We start from the raw sequence: 14,956 nt of genomic DNA on the forward strand, positions 1-14,956 counted from the left end.
CTGAACGCGGGGCAGATCCGATCTGAAGTCGCTATGTTCCCAGAATGTGTTGCGGGCTGGCTATGCTTAGGGAGTCCAGGCGCTACGGAGTCGTATCATGGATGCCCAGGCCTTTCGTCACTGGCTCGATCGGGTCCCCGAGCTGACGCCTCGCCAGAGGCTGAGCCTGCTCCGAAGCCTTGCCCCCGCTCCTGCTACCGGCCCGCTCGGCCAGGGTTCGGCGGCATCGTCCGAGTTTCCGGACCTGCCTGATTTGCCCGACTGTCCCCACTGCCATGCCGAAGCGGGCAATCTCAGGCCTTGGGGATTCACGCGCGGCCTGGCGCGCTACCGCTGCCAATGCTGCCAGCGAACCTGCACGGCGCTGACGGGCTCTTCCCTGGCGCGGCTTCAGCACCCGGACCAATGGAACGCTTACGCCCAGGCCTTGATCGACGGTCTGTCCGTGCGCGCCGCCGCCCAGCTCTGCGGCCTCAGCAAGAACACGTCCTTCCTCTGGCGGCATCGCTTCCTGGCGCTGATCGCCGAACACCGCGATGCGCATGAAGCCGGGATCGTCGAGGCGGGTGAAACCTTCTTCCGCGAATCCTTCAAGGGCCAGCGGCACATCCCGCGCCCGGCCCATCAGCGCGGCGCTCTGGGTAAAGCGCCGGACACGGACGCCGCGCCGATCCCGGTGCTGGTGGTTCGCGACCGCTCGGGGCATACGGCGGACTTCAAACTGGACCGGCTCGATGCGGCGCAGCTCGCCGAACGGTTGAAACCGCTGGTGGATGCCGATGTGCTGCTGTGCACCGATGATGCAGCCGCCTATGCCGGTTTCGCCCGCGCGGCACAGCTCACGCATGTCGCGGTGCCAGCGCAGACAGGGGGGCGCAGCCAAGGCGGTGCGTATCACATCCAGAACGTCAGCGCCTATCACGGCCGGCTGAAGAACTGGATGGGGCGTTTCCACGGCGTGGCCACGCACTACCTGGACCACTATCTGGGCTGGCGCCGCATGCTCGAGCGCTACGGCGACGCGATCACCCCGCAGCACTGCCTCAGCGAGGCGCTCGGCAGAGGGATGCAACACGGATTGGGGACATAGCCAACCGATCGAGGCCGGCTGCGGCCTTGATCGGTGAGAAGCCGCGTGATCCGCGGCAAAACCCCGGCTCCTGTTTCAGATCCGAGCCAGCGCAGCCTCCAGGTCGGCGCGCAGATCGGCGACGTCCTCGATGCCGACCGAGAGCCGGACCAGCGAGTCGCTGATGCCGAGTCTGGCGCGCTGTTCGGGCGGAATCGTCGCGTGGGTCATCACGGCCGGCAGCTCGATCAGGCTCTCGACTCCGCCCAGGCTCTCGGCCAGCGTGAAGAGCTGGGTCGCTTCGAGGAAGCGCCGCGCACCGGCGAGATCGGTCGCCAGATCGACCGAGATCATGCCGCCGAAGCCGCGCATCTGGTGTTTCGCGAGTGCGTGCTGGGGGTGGGAGGCGAGGCCGGGATAGATCACGCGGCGGACCTTGGGATGCGCCACCAGCCAGAGCGCGAGTTCGAGCGCATTTTCGCAGTGGCGCGCCATCCGCACGTCGAGGGTCTTCAGACCCCGCAGCGCGAGGAAGGCGTCGAAAGGGCCGGCGATTGCACCGACAGCGTTCTGCAGGAAGGCGAGGCGCTCGGCGAGCTCGGTGTTGCGCGCTTCGCCGCTGACGATCGCGACGCCGCTGATCACGTCCGAGTGGCCGTTCAGATACTTCGTTGCCGAATGGACGACGATGTCGAAGCCTTTTTCGAGCGGTCGCTGAATCCACGGCGTCGCGAAGGTGTTGTCGGCGACCGCGATCAGATCGTGTTCGCGCGCGAAGGCTGCGATGGCTTCGAGGTCGACGAGCTTGAGCAGCGGGTTGGTCGGCGTCTCGACCAGGATCATCCGGGTCTCGGGTTTGCGCGCGGCGGCGAGCGCGGCCGGATCGGCGAGGTCGACGAAGGAGAAGGACAGGTTAGCGCTGCGCCGTCTCACCTTTTCGAGCAGCCGGTAGGTGCCACCGTACAGATCGTCTCCGGCGATGATGTGCGCGCCGCTGTCCAGCGTTTCGAGCACCGTCGCGATCGCGGCCAGGCCCGACGCGAAGGCGAAGGCCTGGACGCCCGATTCGAGATCGGCGACGCAGCGCTCGAAGGCCCAGCGGGTCGGATTGTGCGAGCGGCCGTAGTCCAGGCCCTTGTGCACGCCGGGGCTCTGCTGCTGATAGGTCGAGTTGGCATAGATCGGCGTCATCACGGCGCCGGTGCTGGGGTCGGGGGTCTGCCCGGCGTGGATGACCCGGGTGCCGAAACCCTGCTTGTCTGGTGAAGCGCTCATCCGAATTTCTTTCGCAGGTGGTTGAGGAGGTCGAAGCGGGTGATCAGGCCGTAGAAGTGGTCTTCATCGGCGATGATCGCGACGAGGCCCAGATCGAGGATGTTCTGCAGCGCTTCGAGACTGTCGCCGGGTGCGAGGGTTTCGAGCGCGTGCGACATCGCGTGCGAGGCCGGCAGCCGGAACGCCGAAGGATCGCGCTGGACGCGGAAGAGCAGGTCGGACTCGTCGATCAGACCGACGATCCTGCCGTCCGTGATGACCGGCAGCTGGGAGACGTCCGCGTAGCGCATGCGCTGGAACACGGTCTGCAGTGTGTCGTCGGGCGAGACGCTGATCACCGCGCCGTCCTCGAAACGCCGGGCGATGATGTCCCTGAGGTCGCCGAAGACCGGGCGGGCGAGCAGGCCCTGGTCGACCATCCAGTTGTCGTTGTAGATCTTCGACAGATAGCGGGTTCCGGTGTCGCAGACGAAGGTCACGACGCGGCGAGGCTCGGTCTGTTCGCGGCAGAAGCGCAGCGCCGCGGCGAGCAGGGTTCCGGTCGAGGATCCGGCGAGGATGCCCTCGGCGGAGAGCAGCGCGCGCGCGGTCGCGAAGCTCTCTTCGTCGGATATCTGATACGCATGGCGGACCGCCGACAGATCGGCGATCGGCGGCACGAAGTCTTCGCCTATGCCCTCGACGGCCCAGGAGCCGGCTTCGCCGATCGAGCCATCGCGGATGTAGTCGCTGAGCACCGAGCCGACCGGATCGGCGAGCACGAATTCGACCGCCGGATTGGCGCGGCGGAAGAAGCGGGTCAGCCCGGTCAGCGTGCCCGAGGAGCCGACTCCGACGACGATCGCGTCGAGGTCGTGCGCGGTCTGCGCCCAGATCTCGGGGGCGGTCGAATTCTCGTGCGCGGCCGGATTGGCCGGGTTGTTGAACTGGTCGGCGAAGAAGGCGCCGGGGATTTCGGCGGCGATCCGCGCCGCGTAGTCCTGGTAGTAATCCGGGTGGCCCTTGCCGACGTCGGAGCGGGTGATCCGGACATCGGCGCCCAGCGCCTTCAGGTGCAGGATCTTCTCGGTCGACATCTTGTCGGGGACGACCAGGATGATCCTGTAGCCCTTGGCGCGGGCAACCAGCGCGAGACCGAGGCCGGTGTTGCCGGCGGTCGCCTCGACGATCGTTCCGCCCGGCTTCAGGCGGCCGTCGCGCTCGGCCGTCTCGATCATCGCGAGGCCGACCCGGTCCTTGATCGAGCCGCCCGGGTTCTGCGATTCGAGCTTCAGAAAGAGCTGACAGGGGCCGGTGTCTATCCGGGTCACTTCGATCAGCGGCGTGTTTCCGATCAGGCCGAGGACGGCCGGTCTGTGGGTCTGGGACATGTTCATCGCTCTTATGGAGTTAAACGAGGCGGTGCCGCCGGTTCGCGGCGGCCCGGAAAATCACGCATAGCGCAGGGATTTCTGACGCAGAGGAAAAGCGCCGGTGTCGGCGGGCGTCGCGCCCGTGCTTCTCTGCTCGGAGGCGAAGCGGCGGACGCCCGGCTCGAAGCGGGCCGCGTCGATCAGGAAGCCGTCGTGGCCGTGCGCGGAGTCGATCTCGAGCAGACGCGCGTTCGGGATCAGCCTCGCCAGCTCGTGCTGTTCGGCGGGAAGATAGAGCGCGTCGGAGGCGATCGAACCGATCAGCGTCGGCTGGTGAATCTTGCCCAGCGCGGCCTCCAGGCTGCCGCGCGCCCGGGCGAGGTCGTGGCTGTCGAGCGCATCGAGCAGCGAGACATAGCTGTTCGCGTCGAAGCGCTCGGTCAGGTTCTTCGCATGGTGGCGCAACCAGCCCCGGGCAGCGAACTCGTCGGGCGAATGCGCGCGAGGGCCGAAGATGTCGGCGCCGCGTTCGCGCCCGAAGCGCGCCTCCAGCGACTGTGGGCTCCGGTAGCTGACCATCGCGATCGCGCGGGCCGCCGCGAGGCCTGCTTCGGGGGGCTTTTCGGGCGGATAGAAACCGCCGCGAAAGAGCGGATCGGCGCGCAGCGCGAGTCTCTGCGCCTCGTTCCAGACCAGCGCCCACGGTGAATGACTGGCGGCGCCGGCGACGCTGATCACCGCCTGGGTGCGCAGAGGGTCGAGCAGGGCCCATTCGAGCGCCTGAAGTCCTCCCATCGAACCTCCGATCACGAAGCGGATGCTCCGGATGCCGAGCGCGTCGGCCAGTGCGATCTGGGCTCTGACCTGATCGCGGATCGTCACGCGCGGAAAGCGCGCCCCCCAGTGTTTGCCGTCGGGGGCGAGGCTGGTCGGGCCGGTTGTGCCGTAGCAGCTGCCCAGCGCGTTGCTGCAGACGATGAAGGAGTCCGCCGGATCGAGCGCGCATCCCGGCCCGAACAGCGGCGCCCACCAGCGTGCCGCGTCGGCGTCGGCGGTCAGCGCGTGGCAGACGATGATCGCATTGTCGGCCTGGGGTGAGAGCTTGCCCCAGGTCCGGTACGCGATTTCGAGTCCGGGAAGGGCTTCGCCGGACTCGAGCACGAAAGGCTGGCCGAGGGCCAGCCTTTGCTCGCCTTCCGGTGTCCAGCGACGGTTCATGCCGCCTCTTCCAGGGCCGAGCGGCGCAGAGCCTGGTCGAAGTCGGCCTTGATGTCCTCGATGTGTTCGAGGCCCACCGAGACGCGGATCAGGTCGGCTCGCACGCCAGCGGAGAGCTGCTCGGCGTCCGAGAGCTGCTGGTGAGTCGTCGAGGCCGGGTTGATGACCAGAGTCTTCGCATCGCCGACGTTCGCGAGGTGGCTGGCGAGTTCGACGTGATCGATGAAGCGGCGGGCCGCGTTTGCGCCGCCCTTGACGCCGAAGTTCAGCACCGCGCCGAAGCCGTTGCGCAGATATTTCTTCGCCAGCGCGTGATAGGGGCTCTCCGGCAGGCCGTTGAACTCGACCCAGGCGACCAGAGGGTGGCTCTTGAGCCATTGGGCCAGCTCGAGCGCGTTATCGACGTGGCGCTGGGCGCGCAGCGACAGGGTCTCGACGCCCTGGATCAACAGGAAGGCGTTGAACGGCGACAGGGCCGGGCCGATGTCGCGCAGCCCCTCGACGCGGGCGCGGATCGCGAAAGCGATGTTGCCGAACTGGCTGCCGGTGCCGAAAGCCTCCCAGAACTTCAGGCCGTGGTAAGAGGGGGAGGGCTCGGTGAAGAGCGGGAACTTGCCGTTGCCCCAATCGAAGCGGCCGGCATCGACGATGACGCCGCCGATCGAAGTGCCGTGACCGCCGATCCATTTGGTCGCCGACTCGACGACGATGTCGGCGCCGAAGTCGATCGGCCGCGCGATGTAGCCGCCCGCGCCAAACGTGTTGTCGACGATCAGCGGGATTCCGGCCTCGTGGGCGATCTTCGCGAGCGCTTCGAAATCGGGGATGTTGAAGCGCGGATTGCCGATCGTCTCGACGTAGATCGCCTTCGTGTTCTCGTCGATCGCGCGGCGGTAGTCCTCCGGATCGTCGCCTTCGACGAATTTGACCTTGATGCCCAGGCGGGGCAGCGTCACCTTGAACTGGTTGTAGGTGCCGCCATAGACATAGCTCGTCGACACGATGTTGTCGCCGGCCTGCGCGATCGTCGTGATCGCGAGGAACTGGGCGGCCTGGCCCGAAGCGGTCGCGACCGCCGCGACGCCGCCTTCGAGCGCGGCGATCCGCTGTTCGAAGACTTCGGTGGTCGGGTTGTTGATCCGCGTGTAGATGTTGCCGAATTCCTTCAGCGCGAAACGGTTCGCGCCCTGGTCGGCATTCTCGAAGACATAGGAAGATGTTTGGTAGATCGGCACCGCGCGGGCTTGAGTGCCCGGCGCAGGAGTCTGTCCAGCGTGGATCTGCAGGGTTTCGTAACGGTAATTGGCTTTGCTCACGGTCTGACTCCTCGTATTGGAATCGCCTTGCGGCGCTGATTGACTGAAAAGCTGACCCAGTTCGGAAAAAACTTGGCTGAAGAGACTCATCGCTTTTCCTCTTGCGAATGCACGGATGCGAGATGCTGGGAACAACTTAACAGCCCCCTTTGAGGCTTCAAACGAAGGAATTTTCAGAAGCTTTTTCCTTGCGCGTTATGAGCTCATGAGGAATTGATCGTTGCGGGGCTGGATGGCGTTTGCGCGGCGCCGGCGCGATCTTCACCTTCGGCGGGGCGGGCAGGCGAGTGCGGTGCTTCATCGAGGCGTTGAAGGTCTTCTTCGTCGCCCTGGGGGGCGATGCGAGGTCGCTGGCCGAGCCTCACTCCCGGCTCGCCGAAGAGGCCCGACGCGAAGCCGGCGTCAAACCCGAGCAGATCCGCGTCTCGATCGGCACCGAGGATCCCGACGACCTGCTCTGGGATATCGAGCAGGCGCTGAAGCACTCCCGCTGAGCGACTTCCCCTTCTCCTGGATAGCGACTCGCTGCGCTGCCCGGGAGGAGGGCGGCTGAGCGCGGGGAAGCCTGCGTGCGGGCGCCGCCTCGCCGAGCTGCAGGGTGCTGCGCTGAGCTCAATGCGCGGCATTTTCACAAAGTCCATGGCTACGCGAGCTCTACCGCGACCGATTCCACACGCCCGGGGTGCAACATTCCGCATGGGGGCGTAAATTCAGGATCAACGGATCTCGCGGCGGACGGTGAGTGGCCAGGCTTCGTCTGCGGCAGGATGGACAGCGGGCGGGGCGCGCGATCACCGCGACTTGGCCTCGCCTCACACATCTCTCGACCAGAACGAGATTGAGCCGCCGAGACATGCAAGCCAAACAGTTTGATCTCGCCCAAAGGGCTTAGACAGGCTTAGGGGAAAACTGCGCGTGAGACGAGACGGCGGCCTGGCACGAGCTGAAAGTCGATGCTGGTACGCAAAAGCCGCCGTTCGCTACCGCTGTGTCGCTTTAGCAGAACGAAAGCCATACGGTAGTAGTTCGAAAACGCAAGCCCGGAGTCGTTTGTGGCTTGAGTGACACAATTTGTCTTTAGGGGGCACAGTGGATCTCGATGATTTGGCGACCGCAATTACGCAAGCATCTGGCGATCCTGCCGTCACTAGACTTTCTGGCCTGCTCGTCGCCTGGAAGAACGATGCTGCGAATGTTAAGGAGCTAGAGAACACCGTCGAGCGCTTCATTGGAAACACTTGGATCGAGAGTGCAGCCGAGCACGCAATTGTCTATGGTCTGTGGTCCAAGTTTCGGGACGACGCAATTCATGGCATTGGGGGCATGACAGTGAATGAAAGGCTGTGTTGCTTCAGTCTCTTTGCTCGCTGGGATGGCGCAAAGGACGATCGGGAACGAGAGGCAATCTATGCAAAGTTGCTTGCCACTCCCTAAGCTTTCGGTTTTTACGGGCCGCCTTCAAACGGCGCTTACCGGTTCCGTCCGCGACCGAGCTTGGGGTTGCCCGGGTTTTGAATTGCATCAAAAGGATCGAATGTAAGACCTAATTAAGACCTAATACATATTGATATGTCAAAGGACTCATGGCTATGGCTACAGCAGCAAATTCATTTAGGCTCACCGCCGCAGAGATTTTCCAAACTAACCAAACTCAGCAACTTCGTAATGCAGGAGTTCTAATTAAGTCATATCGCGATTACACGTCTTCAGGTAATCCGAGTATGACACAAGCTGAGGTGGCAACTGTTGCAGGAACAACTCAACCGGTGGTGAGTAATCTTGAGCGTGGGAAGGCAGTTCCCGACGATGCAGTTCTCGCAAGCATTCTTGCTGCGGTTCGTCTTCCCCCTACTTGCCCGGAAGGTAAAGCCGTTTTTGATACATTGAGAACTATCCGAGATACGCAAGATTTCGTCAAATTGCTGCCAAAGCATAAACCTTGAAATCTAATCCTTTTCCTAAAGGGAATCTTTGTCGCAAAGATGGGTCTGGGTTTTTGGTTAGTTCTTGAATTGAATCTAAAATGATCGAAGGTAAGACCTAACTCTCGGGGGGCTCGGATATGAGTTTGGTCAGGAACCTGGTTGTCTGCGCGCTGCAGATTACGAAATCCTGATGTCGTTGATGTTACTCAACGTACTCCTCAGTAAATTTGCAAGAAGCAAATGGTGACACTCCCAGATATCTCGACGATAGTAAGCTGGATAGAGGCTCACGGAAAGACCGTTGACCTTCTGAAATGGTTTGTCTTGCTGCTTGTGGCTTGGTTGGCTGGGGCCTTTAGCTTTGTCCGCAGCAAGCTCCGCACTCCCAGCGCGACCATTGAGGAGGCAACCAGTCGTTGTCTTGTTGAAGAATTCGCCGAATTTCAGGGGCACAAAAATGCTGTACGTGCAACCTTTCTTGTGGAAGTAGGACTCTTAAACCCCACGTCCGAGAGGGTTGTTGTGAGGCATTTCTCGCTCGCCGTGCAGCGCAGGAGGGTTTGGCGAACGTGGAAGCCGGAGCTTGTCGCGCTGTCGCTGCCAAGTCGCCCCCGGCACCAAACAGGTAGTGGCAGTAAAGTATTGAAGAATTGGTTCTCAAATTTCGATGATGGTTTACAAAATCTCACGCTATTAGGAACTGTTGAGCCCAAGGAACTCCCGTCTGGTTTTCTGCTATTTGTTTGCTTCTCCGTAGGTGGTTGGGCGCCAAGAATCTCTGGTGAGCACATTAAGGTCAAGGCAAAAGTTCATCTGACAACAGGAGAAATCTATTCTGCTTCTGGCTGAATAAAAGTTGTCCGAGATCTCGAAAAATTTGAGCAATGGGTTCCCGGAATTGGTGCGCACATCAATCACGATTCAACGTGGGTTGCTACGCGATGAATGAAAGCCTAACGTGTTTTTGGGCGATGTTCTTGAATTGCATCAAAATGATCGAACGCAAGACCCTCGGACTTTTTTCTGGCGTCCACTAGCGGCAGAGTTTTCTTTCCGAACAACTGAGACCACCTCTGCGATGATAAATCATGTTGAACGCTAGATGGAAAAATGACAACAACTACCATTACGAATATTGCTGAGTTTGCGGGAAGTTTGGCTGATATCCCGCTTAAACAAGGTTGCACGAGATTTTTCAGAGGTCACGCGGATTATAGAAAATATAATATTGAGCCAAGTATTTTTCGCAAGGAACAACTAAAGGAAAATGAAGAGACGCTCATTCAAGAGGCTATGATCAGATGCCCAAACGAGCTTCCATCTACACTTTCTTTTATTGAAATTCTCGTTCGTCTTCAACACTATGGTTTGCCGACGCGCTTGCTTGATCTTACATCAAATGCTTTGGTGGCGCTGTATTTTGCTTGTCGAGAAAATGAGAAAACTGAGGGTGAAGTATTGGTGTTCGATATTCCGAATGACCAGGTAAAATTTTACGATAGCGATACGGTTTCTGTGATATCAAACATTGCAAAGCGTAGCAAGGAGTTTGATCTTTCAAAGTATCCAATTGATCAAGAAAAGTTTAACAGTGATGAAGAAATAGGGCGACTTCTTCACGATATCCAGCGAGACAAACCAGCTTTTAGGCCCATCATAAAGCGCTCCGATCTTGAACGGGTGATTGCGGTAAGAACGCGACTTGATAACGCTCGCATCAGTCGACAAGAAGGTGCCTTCCTCTTGTTTGGAATGCAAGGCAGTAAGTTGAAGCCTGCGGCCGTTCCTGATGATTGGCTTGTGTGTGGAAATAACGAAAAGAGAATCATTTTTTCTAATAAACACAAAATAAAGAAGGAACTGGCATCGTTTGGAGTCTCAGAGCAAACGCTCTTCCCTGAACTTGACTCACAGGCTAAAGCAATCGTTGAAAAGTACAGAAACAAATATGCGCGAAAGCCTAAAGTTGTCTAACGCAAACCCCTGGGGGGCAGATACCGTCTTGAAAATTGTCAACACAACCGCAGAGCGTTTCCGGATCGAGATTGGCCGGGATGAGCTTCCGGAAAGTCCGGGGTCAGATACCGTCTTGAAAATCAAGTTTCGGTGAGCAGAAATCTGCCCTGAAGAAAAGTCTGGGGTCAGGTCTTGCATTCCACCAAAATTATATGAAAGTGATTGAATGCAAGACCTCGTATCTTGCCAAGTGCCAATCCTCTCCCTAATGGTTTTTGAGTGTGCGTGATGAGTTTTTCTAACCATTCCGTCGAGAGAGTTCGCCCACAAGCTGGGCTTGTTGCTTCCCTTCACGGTTTTTTCGCTACAACGGTCATTTGCGTAAAACATTAGATCGCTATATGGTATTTCTTGCCATCACACCTGCCGGTCTGCGCATTGCAATCGCTCAATCAAAAGCCTCCCCGTTTCCAATTTGGTGTGGGGCCGACGCTATAAGTCAGGCTGACTATGAAGCATTGCAAGCTGTCGATCTGTCGCGGTTCGCCTATCCGCTGGCAGGCGAATCACATGACGTATTGCTGGGTGCGATTGAAACGATTGAAGAACATCATCCCAATGCGATCATCTGGGTTGAACACGCGTCCGCGCTCTAGAAAGTCCGTCAAAGGGAACCAAATTGCTGAGCGGTTTGGTTCCCTTTGCTGCGCTCCGGCGCCCGTTATGTCCAACGTTGAACGTCCGACCTCCAAGTGTCTGACCGTCAACAACGGGTCGAAAGTGGTCGTTCATTGGGGATGCTCAGACTGACCGCTTTGGTCAATAACCGGATTTACCGCTTCCGCTTACTTATTGGGTTTTAACCGATGAATCAGAACCACGTCCGGCTCATCAAGCAAGTGATTCTGCTCTGGTATGCGAGTCGTGCGTGGGCCTGTGAGCTAATTGCACGCTCGTTTTCTCTTGCTGATGCTCAAGAGGTCATGGGCCTTAATCGAGGGAAAATACTTCAGGTTCCCGGGACTTGCTGGTATTTGCGGCGGCACGGTGCGGGTGTCGACGTTTACAAAACGCCGGACGTAGGTGGTATTGACTTTGATTTTGATAAACCACACCCAGATGAATGGCGGCTGAAGATCTTCTTCCTTAAGCAGCTCAATGATGGCCTGCTCTCATACCCTGAGTATCAAGGCCTGGCTGAAGATGAGGATGCGCTAGATGAAGCGGTCAAGGAGGCCCTCGGTGGAGAGGCCTAACCAACTCGTTGAGAGGGACCGCCCGCAAGTTGCACTTACAGGTTCTCTTCGCGACTTCGCCGCTACGGCCCCTCACGTCAAACGTTAGCCATCATGTCCGATCGGGCCGCCCTCAATGAACGTGAAGTGCAAGCCAGAGAGGCGCTCGTCGAGTTGGCGTCGGCAATGCTCTGCGGCCGCGAGTCGTTTTTCGAGGGCGCAGTGCAGTTGCTTCGTTTGAAGCCGGCTGTTGGCGGAACGGCGGATAGCGACCCGGATTTTGACGTGTTTGTTGCGATCGAATCCGAAACGGATCACTTGCCACTGCAGGCTCAGCAGAACCTCTGGAGCGCCGAGGCACTGTCTGTACTGCTGCCAGAGTTTGAGCGCACGGAGAGGTGGGCCGCCGAGTTTGCACCTGCAGCATGTCGTAGCCTCATTGAACGGTTTAGAAAGCCAGCCGAATGATGGTTAACCCGGAGCGTGGGGCCATGTCTTGAACTGAAACAGAATGATCGAACTCAAGACCTTCCCCTCAGAGCTTTTGGCGCTACGCGCGCTGGCCAATCGCGGTGCTGTGTTTGCGTTCAAGCTCGTCGAAGAAATCGCTCAGCCGCCGGCCTTTCTGATCGGGAAAGGTGTCGTCGCTGACGCTCAGCTCTTGTATGCGGTCGACGCGGAAGTGGCGGAAACCGCCGCGCAGCAGGCACCAGCCGATCAGGGTCCAATTTCGCCCCCAGAAAAACAGCCCCAGCGGCCAGAGGCTGCGTTGCGAGGCGGTACCGTCCTCGCGCACATAGGCCATGCGGGCGATGCGCCGTTCGCGCACGGCATCGCGCAACTCGGTCAGGTGATGCGGGCGCTCGTCACCCAGTGGGGGGATGAAGAGTCGAGCCTGCTGCGCCTCTCGCCGCAACAGTTCGGGCAATACGTTGTGGATCTTGGCCAGTGCCGCCGTCGCCGCCTGGGCCAGATCATTGTCGCCCCAGGCCTGCACCATGCGCGAGCCGACCAGCAGTGCCTCGAGCTCGACCGGGTCGAAGAGCAGGGGCGGCACGTCGAGCCGGTAACGCAGGCGATAGCCGACGCCGGCCTCGCCCTCGATGGGCACGCCGGACAGGCTCAGATCGGCAATGTCGCGGTAGAGCGTGCGCAGCGAAACGCCCAATTGCTCGGCCAGCCAGCTCCCGGTGCTCAGACGCCTGCTGCGCATGATCTCTACGAGGCGAAACAGTCGGTCGGCACGGCGCATCATCGGGGCTCGGTTGTGGGTCGGGAAGTCCGCCCATTCTGCTACCGGCCTCGACAACAAGCTATGTCGGTGCGGGTTGCCAAACGATTGGCACAAGTGCCGGGTCAGGCATTGGCCGCCTGTATCAGGGCGGTGAAATACTCCGGCTTGCCGGTCTTGTGCAGGCCGTACCAGGCATCCAGGATAGCGGGCGAGTAGAGGTTCAGCTGCTGGAAGATGTGGCGGGCGAAGTCGATTGCGGCAGTGCCCGGTGCGGTAATCAGCTTGTCATCCGTTACGGCCGGAGCATCCTCATACAGGGATGCGCCTCGGTACTGACTCTCGGCCAGATATTCTGGCGCATTGCTGGTATGGCGCCGATGGTCAAGCAGGCCTGCGCGGGCGAGCGCCAGCGTTGCGGCGCAAATGGCGGCGACCGGAATGCCGGCATCGAGAAAGCGCCTCGCGACTTCGACGGCCTCCGTATTCTGGCCAAAGGCCCAGGGCATGCCTCCGGGCAGGATCAGCATCGCACTGTCGTGGGGCGAGAGCTGATCGAGCGTCAGGTCGGGAACGATGCGAATGCCGCCCATGCTCAGAATCGGGCGATCCTGCAGTGAAACCGTGCGGATCCGGTAGCGATGTGGAGCGATCTGGAATTGGGGGTTATTGATTCCGGTGACGGCGTAGGCCATCTCCCAATCGGCCAGATCGTCGAAGACAAAAACGTGGACGTCCTGTTGCTTCATCTGAATATCCCGGGTGATGCGGCTTGTGAGCGAAGAACTCATTTTGAACAGGAGCTACTGACACCGTCGTGTCAGCAGGGCTCGGGCGTTTCCAGAAAACACGATTCTGACTATCCGCGTCCCGGTCGGTGCCGAGGATCCCGATGATCTCTTCCGGGGCTGCGCTCCGCCTCGCTTCTCGGGGGTGTGCGGAACCGAATATCCATAGTTGAAATGGATAGACGGAATATGCAATTCCTGATTGCTTGTCGTCGCCTTTTGGCTTCAGAATCCGTGGGCCGGGAAGCCGGTGAAATCCTCAAACTCGGGAAGGGGCTTCGCCTCGCCGCCTGCGCGGGGTCGGGCGCCCGATCACCTCTCATCCGTCGGCAAGCGCTGCTTGGGCGGATCGCCAAACAGAAAAGGACTTTCATGAACGAACTGGTCTATCCGCGCGAGCGTTCGCTGGGCGCGATCACGCTGATCATCGGCGTGCTGCTGTGGCTCGCGCTGATCCTGGGCACTTTCGGCACCGCGCTGATCGTGCTGGCGGTCGGCTTCGTCTTCTATCTGTTCGCGCAGTCGGCGCTGATCGCCCACCTGAAGGGCAACGGGGTTGAACTGTCGGCCGCGCAGTTTCCCGATCTCCATGCCCATTTCGTCGAATGCTGCGAGCGGCTGCAGATCCGCTCGCGCCCCCAGGCCTATGTGCTCAACGGAAACGGCGCGCTGAATGCGTTCGCGACCCAGTTCCTCGGCGCTCAGTACGTCGTGCTGCTCTCCGATATCGTTGATGCGATGAAGGATCACCCGGACGGCCTGCGCTTCTACCTTGGTCACGAGCTCGGTCATCTGAAGCAAAAGCACCTGATCGGTCAGCTCTTTCGCTGGCCGGCGCTGTGGCTGCCGCTGCTCGGCGCCGCGTATTCGCGCGCTCGCGAGAGCACCAGCGATCGCCATGGCGCGGCCTGCAGCGATTCGCGCGAAGGCGCGGCGAAGGCGCTGGTGGCCCTGGCGGCCGGCCCCGATCGCTGGCGGCAGATCGACCTCGCGGCCTATCGCGCCCAGGTCGAGCATTCGTCGGGCTTCTGGATGTCGCTGCACGAACTGCTCTCGGGCTATCCGTGGACGACCAAGAGGGCGGCCCGCGTGCTCTATCCTGATCGGAAGCTGCCCTCGCGAAACGCTTTCTCCTATCTGGTCGCGCTGATCTTCCCCTATGCGGGGCGACTGGGAAGCGGCTTCGGTCTGCTGGTCCTGGTGTATTTCCTCGGAGTCGTCGCGGCGATCGGCCTTCCCGCCTACCACGACTACAAGATCCGGGTTGCGCTGACCTCCGCGCTGGTCCAGTCGAAGGGAGCCCGGGAGAGCCTGGCCGGGTTCTACCAGACCAAGCGGGCGGTGCCTCCGTCCCTGGAGGCGGCCGGCATCCCGGACAGACTGCCCGACGGAAGCAGCCTCGCGCTCGATTCAAACAAGATGATCCTGACGGTCAGCACCGCGAAGGGGGCGCTGATCTTCACGCCGGCCCAGGACGCTCAAGGTCAAATCACTTGGGAATGCTCGGCCGCTGAGGACCTCAAGAAGGGCCAGCTGCCGCCCGCTTGCCGCTGAGCGGAGTCGCTGCGCTTCCCCCAATCCTGTCGGAGTT

General features: G+C 60.4%; 16 protein-coding genes. 10 read left to right on the plus strand and 6 right to left on the minus strand.

The features are described 5' to 3' along the window. Positions 1 to 97 precede the first annotated feature (97 nt). Positions 98 to 1,090, plus strand: a complete 993-nt coding sequence (locus tag ACHFB9_RS06710; RefSeq protein WP_417070471.1) for an IS1595 family transposase — start codon at positions 98 to 100, stop codon at positions 1,088 to 1,090. A 75-nt stretch (positions 1,091 to 1,165) separates the two neighbouring features. Here ACHFB9_RS06710 and ACHFB9_RS06715 read toward each other — a convergent pair whose 3' ends face one another. The 4 genes from ACHFB9_RS06715 to ACHFB9_RS06730 are packed head-to-tail and all read right to left on the minus strand — an operon-like array spanning position 1,166 to position 6,230. Continuing rightward, positions 1,166 to 2,344, minus strand: a complete 1,179-nt coding sequence (locus ACHFB9_RS06715; RefSeq protein ID WP_417070473.1) for a trans-sulfuration enzyme family protein — start codon at positions 2,342 to 2,344, stop codon at positions 1,166 to 1,168. After that, positions 2,341 to 3,714, minus strand: coding sequence for a pyridoxal-phosphate dependent enzyme (locus ACHFB9_RS06720; protein WP_417070475.1), 1,374 nt, complete (start codon positions 3,712 to 3,714; stop codon positions 2,341 to 2,343). Before ACHFB9_RS06720 ends, ACHFB9_RS06715 begins: the two co-directional genes overlap by 4 nt. Before the next feature lie 60 nt (positions 3,715 to 3,774). Next, entirely contained in the window at positions 3,775 to 4,914 is a 1,140-nt protein-coding gene (gene metX / locus ACHFB9_RS06725; protein ID WP_417070477.1) for a homoserine O-acetyltransferase MetX, read from the minus strand. Next, on the minus strand, positions 4,911 to 6,230 hold the full coding sequence (locus ACHFB9_RS06730; RefSeq protein ID WP_417070479.1) for an O-acetylhomoserine aminocarboxypropyltransferase/cysteine synthase family protein: 1,320 nt from the start codon (positions 6,228 to 6,230) through the stop codon (positions 4,911 to 4,913). Before ACHFB9_RS06730 ends, metX begins: the two co-directional genes overlap by 4 nt. Before the next feature lie 287 nt (positions 6,231 to 6,517). Here ACHFB9_RS06730 and ACHFB9_RS06735 point away from each other — a divergent pair, with 287 nt between their 5' ends. The 8 genes from ACHFB9_RS06735 (at position 6,518) to ACHFB9_RS06770 (ending at position 11,814) form a co-directional block, all read left to right on the plus strand. After that, on the plus strand, positions 6,518 to 6,724 hold the full coding sequence (locus ACHFB9_RS06735) for a PLP-dependent transferase (protein ID WP_417070481.1): 207 nt from the start codon (positions 6,518 to 6,520) through the stop codon (positions 6,722 to 6,724). A 595-nt stretch (positions 6,725 to 7,319) separates the two neighbouring features. After that, the gene (locus ACHFB9_RS06740) at positions 7,320 to 7,664 is read left to right on the plus strand and encodes a hypothetical protein (protein WP_417070483.1); all 345 of its coding nucleotides are present in this window, start codon (positions 7,320 to 7,322) and stop codon (positions 7,662 to 7,664) included. Positions 7,665 to 7,819: 155 nt separating this feature from the next. Further along, the gene (locus tag ACHFB9_RS06745; protein WP_417070485.1) at positions 7,820 to 8,173 is read left to right on the plus strand and encodes a helix-turn-helix domain-containing protein; all 354 of its coding nucleotides are present in this window, start codon (positions 7,820 to 7,822) and stop codon (positions 8,171 to 8,173) included. A 222-nt stretch (positions 8,174 to 8,395) separates the two neighbouring features. After that, positions 8,396 to 9,004 (plus strand): hypothetical protein, encoded by a 609-nt coding sequence (locus tag ACHFB9_RS06750; RefSeq protein ID WP_417070487.1) that lies wholly within the window; start codon positions 8,396 to 8,398, stop codon positions 9,002 to 9,004. A 261-nt stretch (positions 9,005 to 9,265) separates the two neighbouring features. After that, the gene (locus ACHFB9_RS06755) at positions 9,266 to 10,129 is read left to right on the plus strand and encodes an FRG domain-containing protein (protein WP_417070489.1); all 864 of its coding nucleotides are present in this window, start codon (positions 9,266 to 9,268) and stop codon (positions 10,127 to 10,129) included. A 383-nt stretch (positions 10,130 to 10,512) separates the two neighbouring features. After that, on the plus strand, positions 10,513 to 10,767 hold the full coding sequence (locus tag ACHFB9_RS06760; protein ID WP_417070491.1) for a hypothetical protein: 255 nt from the start codon (positions 10,513 to 10,515) through the stop codon (positions 10,765 to 10,767). A 210-nt stretch (positions 10,768 to 10,977) separates the two neighbouring features. Further along, on the plus strand, positions 10,978 to 11,367 hold the full coding sequence (locus tag ACHFB9_RS06765; RefSeq protein WP_417070492.1) for a DUF6896 domain-containing protein: 390 nt from the start codon (positions 10,978 to 10,980) through the stop codon (positions 11,365 to 11,367). 93 nt (positions 11,368 to 11,460) lie between these two features. Then, a complete protein-coding gene (locus ACHFB9_RS06770; RefSeq protein ID WP_417070494.1) occupies positions 11,461 to 11,814 on the plus strand; it encodes a hypothetical protein in 354 nt (117 codons plus the stop codon). A gap of 82 nt (positions 11,815 to 11,896) precedes the next feature. On the opposite strand, the gene ACHFB9_RS06775 is transcribed toward ACHFB9_RS06770, so the two are convergent. Together ACHFB9_RS06775 and ACHFB9_RS06780 are read right to left on the minus strand one after the other, a co-directional pair. Then, a complete protein-coding gene (locus ACHFB9_RS06775; RefSeq protein ID WP_417070496.1) occupies positions 11,897 to 12,601 on the minus strand; it encodes a helix-turn-helix transcriptional regulator in 705 nt (234 codons plus the stop codon). A 101-nt stretch (positions 12,602 to 12,702) separates the two neighbouring features. Then, positions 12,703 to 13,326 carry a type 1 glutamine amidotransferase family protein gene (locus tag ACHFB9_RS06780; protein WP_417070497.1) on the minus strand — a complete coding sequence of 208 codons (624 nt, stop codon included), beginning with the start codon at positions 13,324 to 13,326 and terminating at the stop codon, positions 12,703 to 12,705. Positions 13,327 to 13,737: 411 nt separating this feature from the next. Here ACHFB9_RS06780 and ACHFB9_RS06785 point away from each other — a divergent pair, with 411 nt between their 5' ends. Beyond that, positions 13,738 to 14,919 (plus strand): M48 family metalloprotease, encoded by a 1,182-nt coding sequence (locus ACHFB9_RS06785; RefSeq protein WP_417070498.1) that lies wholly within the window; start codon positions 13,738 to 13,740, stop codon positions 14,917 to 14,919. Positions 14,920 to 14,956 lie beyond the last annotated feature (37 nt).

Source organism: Niveibacterium terrae (assembly GCF_048213115.1).
Classification (GTDB): domain Bacteria; phylum Pseudomonadota; class Gammaproteobacteria; order Burkholderiales; family Rhodocyclaceae; genus Niveibacterium; species Niveibacterium terrae.